The sequence below is a fragment of the Mycobacterium sp. UNC410CL29Cvi84 genome (assembly GCF_000686745.1).
GTDB classification, from domain to species: domain Bacteria; phylum Actinomycetota; class Actinomycetes; order Mycobacteriales; family Mycobacteriaceae; genus Mycobacterium; species Mycobacterium mucogenicum_B.
In genome coordinates this window covers 21,065-39,925 of sequence record NZ_JMLM01000022.1, presented here as the reverse complement: position 1 = coordinate 39,925, position 18,861 = coordinate 21,065, and the positions used below count along the sequence as shown (strand labels likewise).

Annotated in this window: 21 protein-coding genes; 13 read left to right on the top strand and 8 right to left on the bottom strand. The window is 65.6% G+C overall.

Features of this window, described 5'->3' with window-relative positions; genetic code table 11:
- Positions 1 to 27: 27 nt before the first annotated feature.
- Entirely contained in the window at positions 28 to 1,521 is a 1,494-nt protein-coding gene (locus BR47_RS0124670) for an aldehyde dehydrogenase (protein ID WP_020104298.1), read from the bottom strand.
- A 106-nt stretch (positions 1,522 to 1,627) separates the two neighbouring features.
- Here BR47_RS0124670 and BR47_RS0124665 point away from each other — a divergent pair, with 106 nt between their 5' ends.
- The 3 genes from BR47_RS0124665 (at position 1,628) to BR47_RS0124655 (ending at position 4,680) form a co-directional block, all read left to right on the top strand.
- Positions 1,628 to 3,427, top strand: a complete 1,800-nt coding sequence (locus BR47_RS0124665) for a helix-turn-helix domain-containing protein (RefSeq protein ID WP_029121118.1) — start codon at positions 1,628 to 1,630, stop codon at positions 3,425 to 3,427.
- A 145-nt stretch (positions 3,428 to 3,572) separates the two neighbouring features.
- Positions 3,573 to 3,899 (top strand): DUF732 domain-containing protein, encoded by a 327-nt coding sequence (locus BR47_RS0124660; protein WP_029121117.1) that lies wholly within the window; start codon positions 3,573 to 3,575, stop codon positions 3,897 to 3,899.
- Positions 3,900 to 3,993: 94 nt separating this feature from the next.
- Complete coding sequence (locus BR47_RS0124655; protein ID WP_029121116.1) at positions 3,994 to 4,680, top strand: hypothetical protein; 687 nt, start codon at positions 3,994 to 3,996, stop codon at positions 4,678 to 4,680.
- A gap of 114 nt (positions 4,681 to 4,794) precedes the next feature.
- Here BR47_RS0124655 and mbp1 (BR47_RS0124650) read toward each other — a convergent pair whose 3' ends face one another.
- From mbp1 (BR47_RS0124650) to BR47_RS33315, 3 genes are all read right to left on the bottom strand, one after another.
- Positions 4,795 to 5,043, bottom strand: a complete 249-nt coding sequence (gene mbp1, locus BR47_RS0124650; RefSeq protein ID WP_020104294.1) for a microaggregate-binding protein 1 — start codon at positions 5,041 to 5,043, stop codon at positions 4,795 to 4,797.
- Positions 5,044 to 5,191: 148 nt separating this feature from the next.
- Positions 5,192 to 6,418, bottom strand: coding sequence for an AI-2E family transporter (locus tag BR47_RS0124645; RefSeq protein WP_020104293.1), 1,227 nt, complete (start codon positions 6,416 to 6,418; stop codon positions 5,192 to 5,194).
- Between the two features lie 38 nt (positions 6,419 to 6,456).
- Positions 6,457 to 6,612, bottom strand: a complete 156-nt coding sequence (locus tag BR47_RS33315) for a hypothetical protein (protein WP_020104292.1) — start codon at positions 6,610 to 6,612, stop codon at positions 6,457 to 6,459.
- Between the two features lie 170 nt (positions 6,613 to 6,782).
- On the opposite strand from BR47_RS33315, the gene glgX reads away from it, so the two are divergent.
- The 3 genes from glgX to BR47_RS0124625 all read left to right on the top strand — a co-directional run bounded on the left by glgX (position 6,783) and on the right by BR47_RS0124625 (position 10,429).
- Positions 6,783 to 8,936 carry a glycogen debranching protein GlgX gene (glgX, locus tag BR47_RS0124635; protein ID WP_029121115.1) on the top strand — a complete coding sequence of 718 codons (2,154 nt, stop codon included), beginning with the start codon at positions 6,783 to 6,785 and terminating at the stop codon, positions 8,934 to 8,936.
- Between the two features lie 95 nt (positions 8,937 to 9,031).
- The gene (locus BR47_RS0124630) at positions 9,032 to 9,784 is read left to right on the top strand and encodes a TetR/AcrR family transcriptional regulator (protein WP_029105882.1); all 753 of its coding nucleotides are present in this window, start codon (positions 9,032 to 9,034) and stop codon (positions 9,782 to 9,784) included.
- 198 nt (positions 9,785 to 9,982) lie between these two features.
- The gene (locus tag BR47_RS0124625) at positions 9,983 to 10,429 is read left to right on the top strand and encodes a response regulator (RefSeq protein ID WP_020104289.1); all 447 of its coding nucleotides are present in this window, start codon (positions 9,983 to 9,985) and stop codon (positions 10,427 to 10,429) included.
- A 25-nt stretch (positions 10,430 to 10,454) separates the two neighbouring features.
- Here BR47_RS0124625 and BR47_RS0124620 read toward each other — a convergent pair whose 3' ends face one another.
- Together BR47_RS0124620 and mbp1 (BR47_RS0124615) are read right to left on the bottom strand one after the other, a co-directional pair.
- Complete coding sequence (locus tag BR47_RS0124620; protein WP_029121114.1) at positions 10,455 to 11,126, bottom strand: hypothetical protein; 672 nt, start codon at positions 11,124 to 11,126, stop codon at positions 10,455 to 10,457.
- A 237-nt stretch (positions 11,127 to 11,363) separates the two neighbouring features.
- The gene (gene mbp1, locus BR47_RS0124615; protein WP_020104287.1) at positions 11,364 to 11,609 is read right to left on the bottom strand and encodes a microaggregate-binding protein 1; all 246 of its coding nucleotides are present in this window, start codon (positions 11,607 to 11,609) and stop codon (positions 11,364 to 11,366) included.
- Positions 11,610 to 11,878: 269 nt separating this feature from the next.
- Between mbp1 (BR47_RS0124615) and BR47_RS33600 the strand changes: the two genes are divergently transcribed.
- From BR47_RS33600 to BR47_RS0124585, 6 genes are all read left to right on the top strand, one after another.
- A complete protein-coding gene (locus BR47_RS33600; protein ID WP_090562983.1) occupies positions 11,879 to 12,034 on the top strand; it encodes a hypothetical protein in 156 nt (51 codons plus the stop codon).
- A gap of 275 nt (positions 12,035 to 12,309) precedes the next feature.
- On the top strand, positions 12,310 to 12,729 hold the full coding sequence (locus tag BR47_RS0124605) for an ATP-binding protein (RefSeq protein ID WP_029121113.1): 420 nt from the start codon (positions 12,310 to 12,312) through the stop codon (positions 12,727 to 12,729).
- Positions 12,726 to 13,475, top strand: a complete 750-nt coding sequence (locus BR47_RS0124600) for a SigB/SigF/SigG family RNA polymerase sigma factor (protein WP_020104284.1) — start codon at positions 12,726 to 12,728, stop codon at positions 13,473 to 13,475. Before BR47_RS0124605 ends, BR47_RS0124600 begins: the two co-directional genes overlap by 4 nt.
- A 167-nt stretch (positions 13,476 to 13,642) precedes the next feature.
- Positions 13,643 to 14,836 (top strand): PP2C family protein-serine/threonine phosphatase, encoded by a 1,194-nt coding sequence (locus BR47_RS0124595; protein WP_036427727.1) that lies wholly within the window; start codon positions 13,643 to 13,645, stop codon positions 14,834 to 14,836.
- A complete protein-coding gene (locus tag BR47_RS0124590) occupies positions 14,833 to 16,410 on the top strand; it encodes a sensor histidine kinase (RefSeq protein WP_029121111.1) in 1,578 nt (525 codons plus the stop codon). Before BR47_RS0124595 ends, BR47_RS0124590 begins: the two co-directional genes overlap by 4 nt.
- Positions 16,407 to 16,853 (top strand): response regulator, encoded by a 447-nt coding sequence (locus BR47_RS0124585; protein ID WP_020104281.1) that lies wholly within the window; start codon positions 16,407 to 16,409, stop codon positions 16,851 to 16,853. Before BR47_RS0124590 ends, BR47_RS0124585 begins: the two co-directional genes overlap by 4 nt.
- Positions 16,854 to 16,855: 2 nt before the next feature.
- Here the strand turns inward: BR47_RS0124585 and BR47_RS0124580 are convergent, their stop codons facing one another.
- A complete protein-coding gene (locus tag BR47_RS0124580; protein ID WP_029121110.1) occupies positions 16,856 to 17,314 on the bottom strand; it encodes an ATP-binding protein in 459 nt (152 codons plus the stop codon).
- A gap of 41 nt (positions 17,315 to 17,355) precedes the next feature.
- Positions 17,356 to 17,739, bottom strand: a complete 384-nt coding sequence (locus BR47_RS0124575; RefSeq protein ID WP_020104279.1) for an STAS domain-containing protein — start codon at positions 17,737 to 17,739, stop codon at positions 17,356 to 17,358.
- A gap of 469 nt (positions 17,740 to 18,208) precedes the next feature.
- On the opposite strand from BR47_RS0124575, the gene BR47_RS31335 reads away from it, so the two are divergent.
- Complete coding sequence (locus BR47_RS31335) at positions 18,209 to 18,721, top strand: DUF1707 domain-containing protein (RefSeq protein ID WP_081633577.1); 513 nt, start codon at positions 18,209 to 18,211, stop codon at positions 18,719 to 18,721.
- The last annotated feature ends 140 nt before the right edge of the window (positions 18,722 to 18,861 follow it).

The following is an 18,861-nucleotide window of genomic DNA, read 5'->3' as shown; positions in this document are numbered from 1 at the left end:
GTGTGCCTTTCGAGCTGTCGGAAATGGTCAGTTGAGGCGGCTCTGTGGTTGTCCGCCGTACCAGTCGACGTGGTCGGCGGCGGTACGCACCACGATCGTCTTGACCCAGGAGAAGTCGTCGAAAGACTCTGTGCCGGCATCTTTTCCGGAACCGGATTCTTTGATGCCGCCCCAAGGCAGCGAGGGTTCGAGGCGGTGGTGGTCGTTGACCCAGACCATGCCCGCGTTGATGTTGGCCGCTACGCGGTGGGCGCGGCTCACATCGGTGGTCCAGACCCCGGCGCCCAGCCCGTACGGGTTGTCGTTGGCCATCTGCACGCCGTCGTGCTCGCTGTCGAACGGTATGACCACGGCGACCGGCCCGAATATTTCTTCACGGGCTACCGTCATGTTCATGGTGGCGTCGGACAACACGGTGGGTTCGAGGTAGAAGCCGCCGTCGAAAGGGCTTGGCAGCGAAGGTATTTGGCCACCGGCCTTGAGGGTCGCGCCTTCGTCCAGACCGGTCTGGACAAGTGCCGTCACCTTGTCGCGCTGCCGGGCGCTGATGAGCGGCCCCATCTGGGTGTCCGGCAGTGCCGGGTCTCCGACGCGAATGGCCCGGGCACGATCGGTGAGCGCAGTGACGAATGCGTCGTAGATGCCACGTTGCACCAGGAATCGCGATCCTGCGACACAGGACTGGCCCGCCGCGACGAACGCGCTGAAGGCCGCGCCGTCGGCGGCGATCTGAGGGTCGACATCGTCGAAGAGCAGCACCGGCGTCTTGCCGCCCAGCTCGGCGGTGATGCGGGCGAACCGGGACGCTGTCGCGACGGCCGCCGACCTGCCGGCCTCGGTGCCTCCGGTGAGAGTGATCTTGGCGATGTCGGGATGGCCGGTGAGGCGCTCGCCGGCCTCGCGTGCGCCCGTGACCACATTGAGGACGCCGTCGGGTAGTTCGGCGGTGGTGACGATCTCGGCGAGGGCGAGCGTCGTCAGCGGTGTCAGCTCAGATGGCTTGACCACCACGGTATTTCCATTGGCGAGCGCAGCCGACAGGCTCCGCGCCAGGATGAGCATCGGATGGTTGAACGGCGTGATGATGCCGCACACGCCCAGCGGAAGCCGCTGCTGGTAGGTGAGGTACGGTCCGTCGCCCGGCAGCACGGCCTGGCGTTGGGCGGCCAGCAGCCCGGCGTTGTACCGGAACCATTCCGGCACGCGAGACAGCTGAGCGCGGGTTTCGGTGATCGGCCGTCCGTTGTTCTGCGCCTCGAGTGTGTAGAGCATTTCACTGGCGGACTCGATCGCGTCGGCGATGCGCAGCAGCAGTTTGGCCCGCTCGCTCCGGACCATGGCCGGCCACGGCCCATCCTCGAACGCCGCACGGGCCTTGGCGACCGCGGCATCGACCTCGCGCGCGCCCTGCTCCGGGACGGTAGCGATCACCGCCCCAGTGGCGGGGCCGAGGATCTGGCGGGTAGGAGTGCGGGCAAAGTCCGTGACCACGGACGTGGGAGCCGGTGAGATCTGGGTCATGCCAATGAGTCTCGTCACAACGCCATGGGCGTTCAATGTCAAGAAAGACATAGTTCTCGGCTGAATATGTGTACGAAGACACACGCTTTTGGGGCACACTGGGCGGATGTCTACGTCGACGGGCCGCGAACGGCCGGGGGCGGAACTGGTCACGTGGCTGGCGGCGCTGCGCACCCTCAGTGCCCTTGCCTGTGCCGAGACGGATCTGGCCGAGGTGCTCTGCCTGGTCGCCGACACCGCACGCACGCTGCTGGGCTTCGACTTCTGCGGCGTACTCATCCCCGGCGACACCCGGGACCAGCTGCTCGTACGGGGCTGGAGCGGATTGTCCGACGAGTACGTCGGGCGGGTGAACTCCGACCGTCCCATCCGGCTGGACAGCACGTCGCCGTCGAGTCGCGCTTTCCATACCGGTGAACCGGTGGCGATCCGCGATGTGCGAATCGAACCCCAATTCGCCCTATGGGCGGGCGTGGCACAGGAGCAGGGCTACCGGGCGATCATTGCCGTACCGCTCATCGCCGGTGCCGAGGTGCTGGGGACGCTCAACGGCTACTACGCCTCGGTGCACACCTTCACCCGCTACGAGGTCGAGCGGCTGACCTTGCTCGCCAACCATGCCGCGATCGCGGTGACTTCGGCGCGCCGGCTCGATGAATTGCGCACCCTGACCAATTCGCTGCGCGAGCAACGCGATGCGCTCGCGCGTTCGGAACAGATTCACGAGCGCCTGCTCGCAGTGACCTTGCGCTCAGGAGGCATCGCTGGGATCGCCGCGGCATTGAGCGACCTGATCGGCCGGCCCGTGCTCATCGACGACGCCCGGCAGGCCGAGTTGGCGCGCTCCGGCGCCGGCATCGACTACCCGGCCGCCGCAGTCCGGACCGCGACGGCCGACTCCGAGTCCGCGGCCTCGGCAACGGTCGGCGAGGCTGTCGACAGTCAGGGCGCATCGACCGGCTGGCTCGTCGCGCGGGTGCGTCTGGGTAGCGAGGTCGCGGCACGCATCTGGTTCCCCGGAAGTCCCGATTCGCTTGACCCCCTGCAGATTCGGGCGGTCGAGCACGCATCCATCGTCATCTCGGTGGAATTGCTGCGGGTGCAGACTGCGGCCGAGGTCGAACGACGGGTGCGCGGCGAGCTGCTGACCGATGTGCTGACCGAGAGTGGCCCGCCGTCGGGCCAGATTCGGGAGCGTGCCCAACGCTTGGGTCATGATCTGACCGTCGCTCACGTCGCCGTCGTCGCCACGCTGGCCGGGTCCAGCGAGTCGGCCACCCGCCGGGCCTGGCAACGCGCGCTTTCGGTGGTCACCGAGTTGGCGTCGGGGCATCAGCCGCGGCCCCTGGTGGCGATGCATGGTGGGACGCTGGTCGCGCTATGGCCCGAAACCGGTGCCGGCGATGGGTCTCCAGGTGTCAGCGTCCAGCGAGAGTTGTCCAGGCTCGCGCCGAACATCTCCGCCACGGTCGCGGTGTCGCCTGTCCACGGATCCGATTACGGCGACGCCTACCAGATCGCCAAGAGCGCGCTGGAGATCGCCGTGCGCTCGGGCCGCACCGATTCCGTCGTGACCCTGGAGCAGCTCGGCATCGTCGGATTGCTTCTGCAGCTTGATGATCCAGCCAAATTGACAGCCTTCGCCGACCGGACATTGGCGCCGGTGGTCGACTACGACGCCCGACACCGCACCGACCTCATTGCCACGCTACGAACCCACTTCGCCTGCAAACAGGACCGCACCGCGACCGCAGAAAAGCTGTTGATCCATCCCAATACGGTTGCCCAGCGCCTACGGCGCATCGAGTCGCTGTGTGGCGTGGATCTGGCCGACCCAACTATCGGCCTGCAGTTCTCATCCGCGCTCATCGTGTATGACATTGCGGAACAAGGCCACGGCAGATAGACACTGACCGTGCGCGCAGACTGGGGTGCGAGGGCGGGTCTCGGGTGAAGCCGAGGACATCGGTCCCGAGAACCGGGCTCGGGCTACTAGGCTCAGTCGTGTTGAGATTCCGCGACCCCGCGGAATCAGACGCATTGGGGGAGAAATGTCCGTCAAGATTCGCCTGACTGCCGGCGTGGTTGCCGCAGTCTCCGCGCTGTCCGTTGCCGCCGCTGCACCCGCGTCGGCATGGCCGATGCCGTTCACGCCGGAACAGCAGCGGTTCATCAACCAGGCCCGCAATGCGGGCTTCCCGGGCGATGACGACGCGATCATGCAGGCCGGGCTGCAGGCGTGTCAGATGGCGTTCAGTGGCCAGTCGCGGCCTGACGTCGTCGGCGCGCTGGCCGGGCAGTACGGCGCCGATGCGGGTCCCACCGGTGCGCTCGCGAAAGCTGCGCACGGCATCTTGTGCACGTCGGCTCCGAACTGACCCGCCGATGACTCAACCACCACCGCAACAAGGCCCATGGGATCCGCCGCCGCACGGACCGTCGGGAGGCCCACCGGGGCAACCGATCCCGCCCGTGCCAGGGCAGCCGGCGTGGCAGCCGCAGCCGGGTTGGCCGACGCCGAATCAACAACCGTGGGCCGGTCAGCCGCAGCCCAACTACGGCGCCCCGAACCCGTTTCCCGGATATCCGCCGCCGCCGCGCAAGTCAGGCGTCAAGCCGTGGATGTGGATCGTGGGCGTAGTGGTGGTGCTGGTCGTCCTCGGCGGCATCGGCAACGCGGTCCGAAAGGGACTGGGCACCACTACGACGGTCTTCGGCGCTCACCTGAAGTCGGGGCAGTGCGTCACGACCTCGGACTACGAGAAGTTCAAATTCACCTCGACCAGCTGCGAATCATCAGACGCTGTATACGAATTGGCGGGCGAGACCTCGAAGGGTCTGTGCCCCGACGGCAAGGCGCCATCGGAGGGTCCGTACTTCTACGCCACCAGCAATCAGGAGGATCCCAAGGCCCCGAGCCTGTGTTTTGCGCTGAACCTGCACGAGGGTGACTGCTACGCGCTGGATCTCACCGGCAAGAGCGTCCGGAACATCGAGTGCGCGCAGGCTCCGGCGATCGCGAACTCGCACACGGGCGTGTTCAAGGTGTCCCAGCGCGTCGACGACAGCACCGATGAATCGGCCTGTGCCACTGCGGCGAAGGCGATGGTCTTCACGACCCCGAAGCGGGTGTACTGCCTGAGCAAGCTTGTCGAGTGACGTCGCGGTGCCGTAGGTCGACCATAGCGGGAACCGCGGGGCTGTAGCGGAACATGAACGTGCGCACAGCAATTGGCCCAGCCGGGGGAACTCCCGGCTGGGCCAATCTGTGAGTCAGCGACGCTGCTGCTCAGCTTCCTGTCGGCGCTCGGCGCCTTCGGCGCCCGCGCGTGCGGCTTCCGCCTCGGCTTCCTTCTTCGCGGCGTCGCGCTGTGCATCGGCCTTGTCCTGCTGGGCCTGACCCTCACGGACCACGTCGTCGCGGCCCGTCACGGTGCCGATGACTTCCTTCGCTTTGCCCTTCACACCTTCCACCACGCCACGCACGGCTTCTTCAGGTCCGGTGTTCTGCTTCTCGCTCATGTCTGCCCTTTCGGTAGTCATGGATGGATTGCGTCAGGAGCGGTATCGCTGTGCCGCGCCCTGCTGAAAGAATTTCCGTTCCGCCCGGCGGTGAAACACCGTGGTGTTGTGACCTGCAGGACATCAGGTTGCCCGTGTGAGAGGTGAATCAGGTGCCATCGAGACGCGGGAACAACACCTCGCGGGCGATCAGCTGTACGGCCGCTGCGACCGGGATGGCCACCAACGCCCCGACGATGCCGAGCAGCGCGCCGCCGATCAGAACCGCCACCACGGTGACCAATGCGGGCACTTTGACGGCATGCCCGATGATACGGGGAACCAGCAGATAGTCCTCGAGCGCTCTGAATACGATGAAAAAGACTGCGGTAGAGAGACATACGGGCAGTGACACTGTCAGCGCCACCGCCGCCACCACCACTCCGGCGATGGTGGAGCCCACGACCGGCACCAGATCGAAAAGCCCGACGAAGATGCCGAGCAGCAGCGGGTAGGGCACATCGAAGGCGGTGAGCCACACCGCGGTGGCCACGGCGGCGATCGCCGATATCGCCACGTTGCCCAGTACGTAGGCGCCGACCTTGGCGAAGACGTCGTCGCCGATGAGTATCGCCCGGGGTCGACGGGTTTGGGGGACAAGCCGATACAACGTTGCGCGGATGCGCGGAAAATCGATCAGGAAGTACACGGTCAGCACGATGACGATGAGCATGTCCGCCAGTGCGGCGAACACCGCGGAACTGGCGGTGACGATCTCGTTGAGTATCGAGCCGCCCGAACCGTTCATCGTGTCGGTGATCCGCTGCTGAATGTGGAAGCGGTCGTTGAGCTTTCCGATCGTGGACGAGTGGCTCTGCGCTTGCTGAATGTAGTGCGGCGCCTGATGGATCAGCTGCGTGGCTTGCTGCGACAGCGGAGGAATGGCCGCTGCCACGAACGCCGCCATCAGCGCGAGAAAGATGACGAAAACCGTTGTGGTGGCCAGCCAGCGCGGCAGATGGTGGTTGACGAACCATGAGACGGCGGGTTCCAACCCCAATGCCAGGAAGAAGGCCACCCCGATCAGCACCAGCACCGACTGCGCGGCGACCAGCAGGTGCATGGCGCCGTACGTCACGGCAACGCCGGCTGCCGCCGTCATCCCGACGAAGAACGGCGAGTGCCGATCGAACCGGCGGCCCAGTTCCCCATGGGGACGGGCGTCGGTTTTCATCTCCGCGGCAACAGCTTCGGCCGCGGCGATCGGTTCCTCATCGGTGCCGTGCGGCTGCCCCACCATTTCGTGGTGCGCCGGCTGGCCGGCTTCACCTGTCTTCTCTACGTGTTTCGCCTCGTCGGGTGGTTCGCGGTTACCGCACGGCCGGGCGCTCGTCACGACAGTGCCCGCGGTGCGCAGGAATGCTTACGGCCCGGCTAGAACCACACTTTGCGTCCTGCGACCGGCCGCCCCACGGCGCCCAGGATCCACAGGACCGCCCCGATCACGACCAGAATTGCACCGATGGTCTCCAAAATCGGCACGGCCAAGGCGTATCCCAGGACCAGCAGAATAATGCCCAAGATGATCATGTGTTGCGCTCCTCGCTCGGGGCGTTGACGTCTTCGTCAAGGCCGGCGGCTTTCAGGTACCCACGTCGGCGCCCGGTCAAACCAACCGTGCAATCCCACCGCCGCGATGATTGGATGGCGCTGATCCGGGCTATCCCTCCCACCCAAGCCCTCTCGTTCGAGGAGAGCACATGACAGAGTCCGCCGACTCGGAGGACAACCGTCGCACCGAAGTATGGCCGGGCAAGGCGTATCCACTCGGAGCGACGTATGACGGCGTCGGAACGAACTTCGCCGTCTTCAGTGAGGCCGCGGAGCGGGTTGAGCTCTGCCTGTTCGCCGACGATGGCACCGAAACGCGAGTGGTGCTGCCGGAAGTCGACGGATTCATCTGGCACGGATTCCTGCCCGACGTTGTACCCGGACAGCACTACGGCTATCGGGTCCATGGGCCGTACGACCCGGCGGCGGGGCAGCGCTGCAACCCGAACAAGCTGCTGATCGATCCCTACGCCAAGGCGATCGACGGCGAATTCCGTTGGGACCAAAGCCTCTTCGGATACAACTTCGGTGACGAAGACAGCCGCAACGACGACGATTCTGCCGCCCGCATGCCGAAGTCGGTGGTGATCAACCCGTACTTCGACTGGGGGACGGACCGGCCGCCGCAGCGCGCGTACGCCGATTCGGTGATCTACGAGGCCCATGTAAAGGGGCTGACGCAGCGTCACCCCGACGTTCCCGACCGCGACCGCGGTACCTACGCAGGTGTCGCGCATCCCGCGATAATCGACCATTTGAAGAGCTTCGGCGTCACCGCCATCGAGTTGATGCCGGTGCACCACTTCGCCAACGACTCCGTGCTGATCGACAAAGGGCTGTCGAATTACTGGGGGTACAACACCATCGGGTTCTTCGCGCCGGACCCCAAGTACACGTCAGGGGTGACGCCCGGAGGTCAGGTTCAAGAGTTCAAGGCCATGGTCCGCGACCTGCACCAGGCGGACATCGAGGTGATCCTCGATGTGGTCTACAACCACACCGCGGAAGGCAACCACCTGGGCCCGACGCTGTCCTTCCGGGGGATCGACAACGCCGCCTACTACCGGCTGGTCGATGGGGAGCAGAAGTTCTACATGGACTACACGGGCACGGGAAACAGCCTCAATGCCGGTCACCCGCATGCCCTGCAGCTCATCATGGATTCGTTGCGGTACTGGGTGACCGAGATGCATGTCGACGGTTTCCGTTTCGATCTGGCGTCCACGCTGGCGCGGGAGTTCTACGACGTGGACCGGCTCTCGACGTTCTTCGAGATGGTGCAGCAGGATCCGGTCATCAGCCAGGTCAAGTTGATCGCCGAGCCGTGGGATGTCGGGCCCGGTGGTTATCAGGTCGGGAACTTCCCGCCGCAGTGGACGGAATGGAACGGCAAGTACCGCGACGCCGTGCGTGACTTCTGGCGCGGTGAGGAGTCCACGCTCGGTGAGTTCGCGTCACGGCTCACGGGATCGGCGGACCTGTATGAGCACACCTCGCGCCGGCCGGTCGCCTCGATCAACTTCGTGACCGCCCATGACGGTTTCACGCTGCGGGACCTGGTGTCCTACAACGAGAAACACAACGAGGCCAACGGTGACGACAACGCCGATGGCGAATCGAACAACCGGTCGTGGAACTGCGGTGTGGAAGGTCCGACCGACGATCCCGACATCGAGACGCTGCGGCGGCGCCAGCAGCGCAATTTTCTGGCCACCACCTTGCTGAGCCAGGGCGTGCCCATGATTTCGCACGGCGACGAACTGGGCCGCACGCAAGGGGGAAACAACAACGGCTACTGCCAGGACAACGAAATCACCTGGATCGATTGGGAATCCGCGGACACCGAGTTGACCGCGTTCATCGGTGGCGTCGCCGCAATCCGTACCGCGCACCCGGTTTTTCGGCGTCGCCGCTTCTTCAACGGTCGCCCGGTGCGCGCCCGGGGCGCGCAGGACGTCCCGGACGTCGCCTTCTTCACCCCGAGCGGCTCGGAGATGACCGACGACGATTGGAACACCGCCTTCGGCAAGTCCGTTGCGGTCTACCTCAACGGGCAGGGCATCCCGGACCTGGACGAGCGCGGGCAGCGGGTCGTCGACGACTCGTTTGTGCTGTGTTTCAACGCTCACGATGACGCCATCGAATTCGCTCTGCCGCCACAACAATTCGGCTCCAGATGGCAACTGATACTCGACACCGCCAGTGGTCTGGCCACCGTGGACGCTGAGAACACGCCGCTCGAGGCGGAAGCTACCGTGACAGTGGAAGGCCGTGCCCTCACGGTGTTCCGTACCGTTTCCTGAAAACAAGCACGCTGCCCGTGGTGACGCTCCACCATTTCGTCGCGAACTGCGGCTAGCGTTGTCCCGGAATCAGCGAGTACTGGGAGGTCGGCGCGTTGTCGGGAGCCAATGACTCCGGAGTCCCCGCAACGGCGGCGGGCGGCTCTGATGCCGTGTCCGGTGATGGCCTGCGCGATGGCCACCCGGCATTGTCGCGCGAGTTCATCCTGGACACCGCGATCGCCTTCATCGACGAGCATGGGCTGGACAAGCTGACCATGCGCCGGCTGGGCGCGGCATGCGGTGTGGAGGCGATGGCCCTGTACCGGTATGTCCACAGCAGGGGAGACCTGCTGACCGGCGTGGTCGACCATGTCGTCGACCGCTTGTACGCCGAGCAGTTGGCGGCCCGCCGGCAGGAAGACGGCTGGCAGGACTATCTGATCCGGCTTGCACACGGAGTGCGCCAGATCGCCCTGCAGCATCCCGAACTCTTCCCGCTGGTGGCCACGCAGGCACCGGAGGCGCCTTGGGTTCGCCCGCCGCTACGCAGCATGCGCTGGATGGAGAGCTTCCTCGACACCTTGCTCTCATACGGGTTCGACGACGTCGCCGCAGTGGCGGCATACCGGGCGTACACCACGTTCTTGGTGGGACAGCTCTTGCTGGAGGTATCAGCCCGCGGCGCCCAGTTGAGTCCTGCCGAGGCGATCCTCCAGGAGGCTGACCGGCCGCGAGCCAGCCTGTCGGATTACCCGCAGCTGCAGCGACTGCAACCGTTGCTCTCGGAGGACTACGGCGATACCGAGTTCGAGGAAGCGCTCGAAGCGCTATTGGATCGGCTCGAATCGAATTTGCCGCGGCGCTGAGCGGGTGTCTGATCGGAGCCCGCTGCCGGCACGCCTGTTTACAATGTAAACTGATTCTGGTTGGGGAATGTGTGCCATGGCAGGAAACTGTCGGTGGGCGCCGCAGATGGAACGCCGAACCCGCCGTGTACTCACATTCCCGGCGCGGCCGGACGATGGATCGAACGTCATCTAGGTATAGGTGGGGAAGGTGTGCATGTGACCGTGCCGCGCGACAGCAGGGCGATCGACATTCTGTTGATCGAGGACGATCCCGGCGACCAGTTGATCACCCGGGAAGCCTTCGCGGACAACAAGATCAAGAACGTCTTGCACATCGCCCACGACGGTGAGGAAGGCCTGGACTTCCTCTATCGGCGCGGTGCCCATGCGGGTGCGCCGCGACCGGACCTGATTCTGCTCGATTTGAATCTGCCCAAATACGACGGGCGGCAGTTGCTCGAGAAGGTCAAGTCGGACGTCGAACTGTGCGACATCCCCATCGTCGTGCTCACCACGTCGTCGGCGCAGGAAGACATCCTGCGCAGCTACAAACTGCATGCCAACGCCTACGTGACCAAGCCCGTCGATCTCGAGCAGTTCCTGAGCGCGGTTCGCCAGATCGACGAGTTCTTCGTTCAAGTGGTCCGGTTGCCGCGGCCCTGACAGCGGCTTGCCGTCGCGTCGCCGGCTAGATCTGCATCGCCAGACACGGCTCGGAGCCGCCGACCACGGCGGTCGTCGAGAAACCGAAGCGGTCCATCCAATGCACGCCACCCGAATCGCTGGGCGACGGCTCGCGGTCCTGCTCGGTGGACGCCAGCTGCCGCTGCAGGTCCGCCGCGCTCACCCGGCCGACGTCATCGGAGCGTTGCGCCGGTCCGAACGGTGAGGCGGTGGAATCGGCAAGGTGGTGCGCGCGGTAACGAACGACCGCGCTCCGCAACGTCGGATGCGCGGGGCGCGCCAAGGTCAGCAGGTAAAACGCCCCCGCCGCCACGGAACTGATGGCAACAACCTCTTCACCCATGCCCTCGAGCAGATCGATGAAGTCGGCCGCCTCATGGCCTCCGATCGCGTCGCCGGCAATGCCGGTGGTCACCGCGATGCCCAGGGCAGCCCGGCCGTCGCGATCGGCGGGAATGAAGCGGAACGCTCGTCCGCCCACCGACGGCAGGCTGTCGCCGGCTGGGCACTGGACCGCGCCGGCCGGCTGTTCGGTGTCGAACAGCCAGCGCAGACCCACCAGCAGTACCGGCAGGTGGACGGTTACGCCGGGTGCCGCGGCGTCGTCGGATGCTGGCTCGATCCCTGTCGCCGTCTCGTCCGCACTTCGTGGCGCCGCCATCAATTCGAGTGTCATCCCTGATTCCTTCGAGTCGGGCAACGCGCGAGTGCGTCAGCTGACTTCACAGTTACCCACTCCATCGGCGCGCAAAACACTCGGCCGGCCGCGGCGCGGACCTGTGCGTGGCCGCCGTCCTCAGGGGTCCGAAAGCTCTTTCAGCGCAACGCCTTTTCGGATCGGCGCCCAGACACGAGAGCGGCCCAGTCCAGCACGAGGCTGGACTGGGCCTTGGACTGTGCTGCAGTGCCAGCCCTAGTTCTGCTGCTCGGCTCGCTCTCGCGCCTCAGCGGCCTTGGCGCCCGCGCGTGCGGCCTCGGCCTCGGCTTCCTTCCGCGCGGCTGCACGGTGCGCGTCTGCCTTGTCCTGCTGTGCCTGGCCCTCGCGGACCAGGTCGTCACGTCCGGCCACGGTGCCGATGACTTCCTTGGCCTTGCCCTTGACGCCTTCGACGACGCCCCGGATGGCTTCCTCGGGACCGGTCTTCTTGTCCTCGCTCATGGCTACCCTTCCGCTCACGGATCGGATGATCGCACGGAGAACCGTTCCCCACGCCTGCCGAGAATTCCCAGCTCTGGCGCCCGCCAAACGGCGACTAATGCGATCTACGCCACACGGATGTGCGTGCCCCACAGGGCATTCCGTCGATCCGGTCGGGAATGTTTGAGCAGCTGATTCCCGTGGGTACGGAAGGACTGCCGGCTGACCGGCACGGTCAGACGGGGCAGGCACCGCGACTGCGTGCGCTGCCCACAACGGAAAGAGGCACCATGATTCTGGTCGGAGCTGTATTGCTTGCTCTTGGGCTGATCTTCAATATCTACCCCTTGTGGGTGGCCGGCGTTGTCGTGCTGGTGGTGGGTGCGGTTTTTTGGCTGCTTGGGGCGACCGGACGGCAGATCGCCGGCCGCCGCTACTGGTACTAGTGGGGTACGCGTCGATGGGGTCGCTTTCCCGGCGGGGAGCGGAGCCTGATCGAAATAGCCTGCGGGACAGGATGAATCGGACGGCTGCGCAGACTGCGAAGCGTGCTGATGCCGTCGCCCGACTTCGGGTACTGCCCCCGCCGACAGCGGGTGGCAGCGGGCGGTGCACGTTTGTTTGAGCAGCCATGGACAATGGGTACACAGAGTGCGACGTGGAGTGGCCTGCACAGGGACGCTGGAGGAAATACGTGGTTGAGGCAGTGGGGCAGGGCAACATGGCGTCCAGCGACCGGTCTGTTGAGTTGATTGTTGCGGCGTCTCCGGAAAGCCTGGCCGTCCTGCGGACGCTCGTGGCAGCGGTCGCCGCGTTCGAAGATTTCGATCTGGACGCCATCGCCGATATCCGGTTGGCGGTCGATGAAGCTTGTACCGGTCTGGTCCGGGCCGCGGTGCCGGGGTCGAGCCTGCGGGTCGTCGTTGATCCGTCGAATGATGCTGTGGTGATTCGTGCTTCGGCGACGTGTGTGGCCGACGCCAGCCGCGGCAGCTCGGTGGTGAAGCCGGACAGTTTCGGTTGGCACGTGCTCAACTCCCTGGCCGACGAGGTGTCGACCTTCGCCGACGAGCCGGCCATCGACGGCACCCAGGTGTTGGGTGTTTCGTTGACCTCGAGACGAGTGAGTCTGCAGCGGTGACGGCGGAGTATGCGGACGTTCTCGAGATGTTCCGTCAGCTCCAGGGGACGACCGAGGACTCAGCTGACTACATCGAGCAGCGGGACGCGATCATCGAGCGCTGTCTGCCGCTGGCCGACCACATCGCGCGGCGCTTCGAGGGCAAGGGTGAGGCGCGCGATGACCTGCTGCAGGTCGCACGCATCGGCCTCATCAACGCGGTGAAGCGATTCGACGTCGAGATGGGTTCGGACTTCGCCTCTTTCGCGGTTCCGACGATCATGGGCGAGCTGCGGCGCCACTTCCGCGACAACAGCTGGTCGGTGAAAGTGCCGCGGCGGATGAAAGAGCTGCACCTGCAGATCGGCACGGCCAGCGCCGAGATGTCGCAGCGCCTGGGGCGCGCGCCCACCGCTTCTGAGCTGGCCGCCGAGCTGGGCATCGATCGCGACGAGGTCCTCGATGGTCTGATGGCCGGGAGCTCGTACAAGACCACCTCGATCGATGGGGCTGCGGGAAGCGAGGAGCGCCCGTCTCTCGCCGAGACGCTGGGCGACGTGGACCCCGGCTTGGAAAAGGTCGAGTATCGCGAGGCGCTGCGGCCGCTGCTGGCCGAACTGCCGGAACGCGAGCGGACCGTGCTGGTGCTGCGTTTCTTCGAATCGATGACGCAGTCACAGATCGCGGCCAAGGTGGGCATCTCGCAGATGCACGTCTCGCGGTTGCTGGCGAAAACCCTGGCCCAGCTTCGGGAGAAGTTGGAGTAGCTTGCGGCAGCGTCCGGCGACGTGTGGTGCGCGTCGATGGCCCGGTGCGGTGCGGACCAACTGGTAACGTCCGCGACGGTAAGCACAGCGAAACAAGATGGTCAGCACGAGGTAGGTGGCCCCTTGGCGAAGGATGTGACCACTTGTCCATGCCGGCGGAGCCGCAGATGAACCGCTCCACTTCCTCCAAGTCGGGGCCTGCGGGAGACCGGCCGCTGTCGCTGCTGCTGGTCGAGGATGACCGCGGCGATGCCCTGCTGGTCGAGGAGCTGATCGCCGACGCCGCGATCGACATCGACTTCCACTGGTCGTCCACATTGACCCAGGCGGCGGGCGCGCTACAGACGATCCGCCCGGATTGTGTGCTGCTCGACCTGCACCTGCCCGATGCCGGTGGTGTCGACGCTCTCGATCGCCTGGGAGCCCTCGATCCGAGCCTGCCGATCGTTGTTCTCACGGGTCTGAACGACGAGCATTTCGGTGTTGCCGCTATGGCGTCCGGCGCGCAGGACTACCTGGTGAAGGGCCGCGTGGACCCGGAGACACTGCGCCGGGCGGTGCTCTATGCGATCGAGCGCAAGCGTGCCGAGGTCACCGCGGTGGATCTGCACGCCAGTCGACTGCGCGCCCAGGAGAATGCCCGCCTGGAGCGGGGTCTGCTACCTTCTCCGCTACTTCTGGACAATCCGGGCGTCGAGGTCGTCACCCAGTCCTTGCCGAGTCGGCGCGACGCGCTGATCGGGGGCGACTTCTACGACGTCGTGCAGACCCCGGACCGCACGGTGCACGTCATGATCGGCGACGTGGCCGGCCACGGACCAGATGAGGCCGCATTGGGGGTGGCGCTGCGAATCGGCTGGCGCGCACTGACTTTCGCCGGTCTGCGGGGCAACCAGCGGATGTGTCAGCTCGACCGCATCCTGACCACCGAGCGGCCCAGCCGCGGCACTTTCGCCACGCTGCTGAGTGTGGCATTGACACCCGACACCGGGCAGTTCGACGTGGTGCGTGCAGGCCATCCCGGCTTGCTCATGCACGGCGCGGGCACCGTCGACTGGCTCGAACCGACGCCCGGCCCGGCCCTGGGCCTCGGAGCCACGGAATGGCCGGTCAATCGGTTGCAGTTGCAGCCGGGCGACGGATTGATGCTGCTGACGGACGGGCTGTTCGAGGGACCTGCGGGGGAGGGCGGCGAACGCCTCGGGGAGGACGGACTGCTGGCGGCCGCGCGCTCATTGGCGCGACTGCCCGGTGCCGAGTTCGTCAAGGCGTTGATCAGTGAGACGGAGGCGCGGGCCGAGCCCTTCGGTGGTCTCACCGACGACATCGCCGTCATTCGAGTGGAGCGCTCAGTTCGATGAAGTTGACGGTGCAGGGTTGGCAGAACCTGGTTCTGGCGGCGATGGGCGCGGTGGTGCTCTCCGGCGCCGTCGGCGGTGCGCTCCTGATGAACCGGACCGACATGGTGTCGAGCGAACTGATCGAGCACCTGCAACCGGCTCGCGTGGCCGCCTACCGGTTGCAGGCCGGACTGCGTGATCAGGAAACCGCGGTCCGCGGTTATGCCAGCGCCGCCGACAGCCAGTTCCTGGCGCCGTACGACGACGGACAGCGCGCGGAAACCGCTGCGGCGCAAAAGCTCAGAAGCCTGCTCACGGGGCGCGACGCGCTCATCGCCGACCTCGACGCGATCGAGCGCGCCGCCGGTACCTGGCGCAGCACCTATGCCAAGCCGTTGATCGCCAGTGTCGTCGTGGGACGTCCGGCCGTCGTCGACAGCCGGACCAACGAGGACGGCAAGAATGCGTTCGACAACCTCCGTACGCTCTTCGATGCGCAGAACCGGCACCTGGAACAGGCACGAGACGCCGACACCGCCCGGCTGGCGTCGATTCGCCAATGGCGCGACCGAGTCCTTGCCACCATGGTCGGTGCGTTCGTCGTCATGGCGGTGGTACTGGCCATGCTGGTGCGGAGTTCGGTCACCCGCCCCTTGGGCGCACTTGCCGCGGCGTGCCGCCGCATCACGCAGGGCAAGTTCGATGAGCGCATAGTTCCCCAGGGACCCACGGACATTCGCGCGATCGCCGTCGATGTCGAGGAGATGCGGCAGCGCATCGTAGAGGAACTCGAAGCGTCCCAGTTCGCCCGTCTGGCTCTCGACGAGCAAGCCGAGGAGTTGCGTCGATCCAACGCCGAACTCGAACAGTTCGCCTACGTCGCGTCGCATGATCTGCAAGAGCCGCTGCGCAAGGTCGCGTCCTTCTGCCAGCTGCTCGAGAAGCGGTACGGCGACCAGCTCGACGAGCGCGGGATCGAGTACATCAACTTCGCGGTCGACGGCGCCAAGCGTATGCAGGTGCTGATCAACGACCTGCTCACCTTCTCGCGCGTCGGCCGGATCAACGCCACGCACACCGAGGTCGACCTGGGCGAGGTTGTCGCGTCGGCCATGCAGAACCTCGCGACCTCGATCACCGAGTCGGGCGCCGAGGTGGTGATGCCGCCGGCCGGCCTGCCGCGGGTCGACGGCGACCCCACCTTGCTCACCATGTTGTGGCAGAACCTGATCGGTAACGCGGTGAAGTTCCGGCGCGAGGGACTCGCGCCCCGGATCGTGATCGACTGCACACTCGGAACGGGTGAAGATGCCGACAATTGGGTATTCACGGTCACGGACAACGGTATTGGGATTGCCGAAGAGTTTGTGGACAAGGTGTTCGTGATCTTTCAGCGGTTGCATGGCCGAGATGCCTACAGCGGTACCGGCATCGGCTTGGCGCTGTGCAAGAAGATCGTCGAACATCACGGCGGCACCATCGGGATCGACACGTCGTACACCGATGGCACGCGGTTCGTGTTCACACTGCCGGCTACCCCGACCACCGAACCGAACGCCATCGCATCCGAGCAGCCGGAAGGAAGTCACCCATGAATGCGTCGTCAGCCGGCCGAGTGGTGGACATCCTGTTGGTCGAGGACGACCCGGGGGACGAGTTGATCACCCGTGAAGCGTTCGCCGACAACAAGATCAAGAACACTCTGCACGTTGCCCGAGACGGTCAAGAAGGTCTGGATTTTCTCTACCGGCGCGGCGTGCACGCGGACGCCCCGACTCCGGACCTCATCCTGCTCGACTTGAATCTGCCGAAGTACGACGGCAGGGAACTGCTGGAGGCGATCAAGTCCGACGAGGACTTATGTCATATCCCGGTCGTCGTCCTCACCACCTCGTCGGCCGAAGAGGACATCCTGCGCAGCTACAAACTGCATGCGAACGCCTACGTGACCAAGCCCGTCGACCTCGATCAGTTCATGAAGGCGGTGCGGGAGATCGACGAGTTCTTCGTCCAGGTGGTGCGGCTGCCGCAGCCCTGATGTCACCCGCCTGCGGCATCGGCGGCGGCGGTTTCCACGGCGTCCCATTGCAGGCGCACCTGCGTGCCGGCATCGGTCGGTTCGATCGAGGCATGGTCCGTCAGCGCCTGCATCAACGGAATTCCGCGTCCCCGGGCAGAGTTCGCGAGCTGTGCCGTAGCGGGGCGCCACCTGCCCTCGTCGGTCACGGTCACCGTCAGCAGACCTGATTGCCGGTCGAAGTCGGCGCGAACGTGCATGACACCGGGCGCGGGGGCATCGGCATACGCGGCCTCGACGGCATTGGCCAATGCTTCGTTGACGGCGAGCACGATGTCGCTCGCTTTGACCCGGTCCAGGGCGAAGTGCCCCGTCAACCAGGTCGAGAACTCCTGACGGATGGATGCCGCATGTTCGGGGATGGCCACCACGTCCGTCTTACTGAAACGTGCCCCGCTGCTCGACTGGTCCGGCTCCGTCATAGCGACCTGCTCGACCTACCTTCCGATTGACAATGACCGCTCTAGGCGGTGACAGCCGCGAGCGCCTCGTCTCGCGTGGCGAACAGCTCGATCAAGTCGGCGATGCCGACCAGCTTGAGCGGCCGACTGGTCGTGGGGCCATCGGCGACGATGACGAGCCGAACCGCCGGCGCCAACTCCGCATGCGCCGCCACCAGCACGCCCATCCCGGCAGAGGCCAGGAAGTCCACGGCACTCAAATCGACGACGACAGCCTGGGCCGTGCCGACTGCTGCCGGGCTCAGTGCGGATTCGAGCTGCGGAGCGGTGAGCATGTCCACCGTTCCGGACACCGTGACCACGCTGACCGCGCCGATCTGACTTTGTTCGACTGCGCAGCTGGCCGCGGCAGGGTTGCCGCTTCCCTGGACTGGCTGGCCTGTCATTGTCACCTCCGAGGGGCTCACACACGTAAGCCGACAGTCCAAATACTATCGGCGCTTCTGCTGCCCGCTGCACCAAACCTAGTAGGACACAGCCTGTCCGCGGTTGTGGCAAATAACATGTTTCGGCTGACTGATCGGCGGGTATTTATGAGGGCCGATTCTGTGCGTCCACGCCGGCACGGACCGACCGTTTCCGTCTGGCCGCCGTTCAATCCGATTGTGCCGCAAACCGATTGCTGTGGGGAAGTGCCCATCGGCGTGCGATCGTCCCGTCGGCTCGTCGCCCTGCTCTTCGTCGCTGATCGTTTCGCCACGCGCGCACACCCGGCGCGCTGAACTACCCCTTGCCATCCATCCATAACAGTGTTAGGAATGTCCATAACACTGTTATGGCGAATGGAGTTGCATCGTGCACCACCATGAGGACCTCCCGTTTCCCGAGCCGACGCGCCACAGTGCCGGCGGTGCCGTGACCGACACGCTCGGCACTCACATCAGGGCCGGCGATGCCGACCGCGAAGTCGTTTCTCGCCGGCTCAGCCGTGCCGTCGCTGATGGCCGGCTGACCCTGACGGAGTACGACAGTCGCCTCCAGTTGCTCTACCGGGCCGTCACCCGTGGCGAGCTCGCCGAGATCGTCTCTGACCTACCGGCCTCCGATGCGCGCGGTGAGCCCAAACGGCAATGGAGACAATCGATTCCGGCATGGGTCGTCATCATGTGGATGCCGTGGGGCGCGGTGAACCTGCTGTGCCTTGCGATCTGGCTCGCGACCGGCGCCGGCTACTTCTGGCCGTTCTGGGTAGCTGTCCCCTGGGGCTGCGCGCTGCTGATTCCCAGCGTCATTGGCGTGTTCACCAGTGGCGGCGCTCATGGGGGCCGAAATTCGACGGCGTCCGGTGCCGCTGACCTGCGGCGATCTTGCAGCGCCGCGTCCCGCCCCAGCCGCTCCGCGCAGCAATGGTCGTCAGCAGCCACCTGATGGGCGTGCTGCTCGGCGTCGCCGTAAGTGGGGCACTGCCCGTCGACCACGAGTGATCTCGCCGCGCTGTGGCGAGATCACCTGGTGCGCAAACACAGTGGTGGCGACCCGCGCCTACCTCGGCGTTTGTGACTGATCAC

What these genes read in the sequence shown, in the direction of transcription:
- BR47_RS0124595 (WP_036427727.1), top strand. Translation starts at nt 13,643, where the DNA reads ATGAACCGCTCCACTTCCTCCAAGTCGGGGCCTGCGGGAGACCGGCCG.
- mbp1 (WP_020104294.1), bottom strand. Translation starts at nt 5,043, where the DNA reads ATGAGCGAGAAGCAGAACACCGGACCTGAAGAAGCCGTGCGTGGCGTG.
- BR47_RS0124585 (WP_020104281.1), top strand. Translation starts at nt 16,407, where the DNA reads ATGAATGCGTCGTCAGCCGGCCGAGTGGTGGACATCCTGTTGGTCGAG.
- BR47_RS0124605 (WP_029121113.1), top strand. Translation starts at nt 12,310, where the DNA reads ATGGCGTCCAGCGACCGGTCTGTTGAGTTGATTGTTGCGGCGTCTCCG.
- BR47_RS0124660 (WP_029121117.1), top strand. Translation starts at nt 3,573, where the DNA reads ATGTCCGTCAAGATTCGCCTGACTGCCGGCGTGGTTGCCGCAGTCTCC.
- BR47_RS33600 (WP_090562983.1), top strand. Translation starts at nt 11,879, where the DNA reads ATGATTCTGGTCGGAGCTGTATTGCTTGCTCTTGGGCTGATCTTCAAT.
- BR47_RS33315 (WP_020104292.1), bottom strand. Translation starts at nt 6,612, where the DNA reads ATGATCATCTTGGGCATTATTCTGCTGGTCCTGGGATACGCCTTGGCC.
- BR47_RS0124665 (WP_029121118.1), top strand. Translation starts at nt 1,628, where the DNA reads ATGTCTACGTCGACGGGCCGCGAACGGCCGGGGGCGGAACTGGTCACG.
- BR47_RS0124575 (WP_020104279.1), bottom strand. Translation starts at nt 17,739, where the DNA reads ATGACAGGCCAGCCAGTCCAGGGAAGCGGCAACCCTGCCGCGGCCAGC.
- BR47_RS0124590 (WP_029121111.1), top strand. Translation starts at nt 14,833, where the DNA reads ATGAAGTTGACGGTGCAGGGTTGGCAGAACCTGGTTCTGGCGGCGATG.
- glgX (WP_029121115.1), top strand. Translation starts at nt 6,783, where the DNA reads ATGACAGAGTCCGCCGACTCGGAGGACAACCGTCGCACCGAAGTATGG.
- BR47_RS0124620 (WP_029121114.1), bottom strand. Translation starts at nt 11,126, where the DNA reads ATGACACTCGAATTGATGGCGGCGCCACGAAGTGCGGACGAGACGGCG.
- mbp1 (WP_020104287.1), bottom strand. Translation starts at nt 11,609, where the DNA reads ATGAGCGAGGACAAGAAGACCGGTCCCGAGGAAGCCATCCGGGGCGTC.
- BR47_RS0124580 (WP_029121110.1), bottom strand. Translation starts at nt 17,314, where the DNA reads ATGACGGAGCCGGACCAGTCGAGCAGCGGGGCACGTTTCAGTAAGACG.
- BR47_RS0124670 (WP_020104298.1), bottom strand. Translation starts at nt 1,521, where the DNA reads ATGACCCAGATCTCACCGGCTCCCACGTCCGTGGTCACGGACTTTGCC.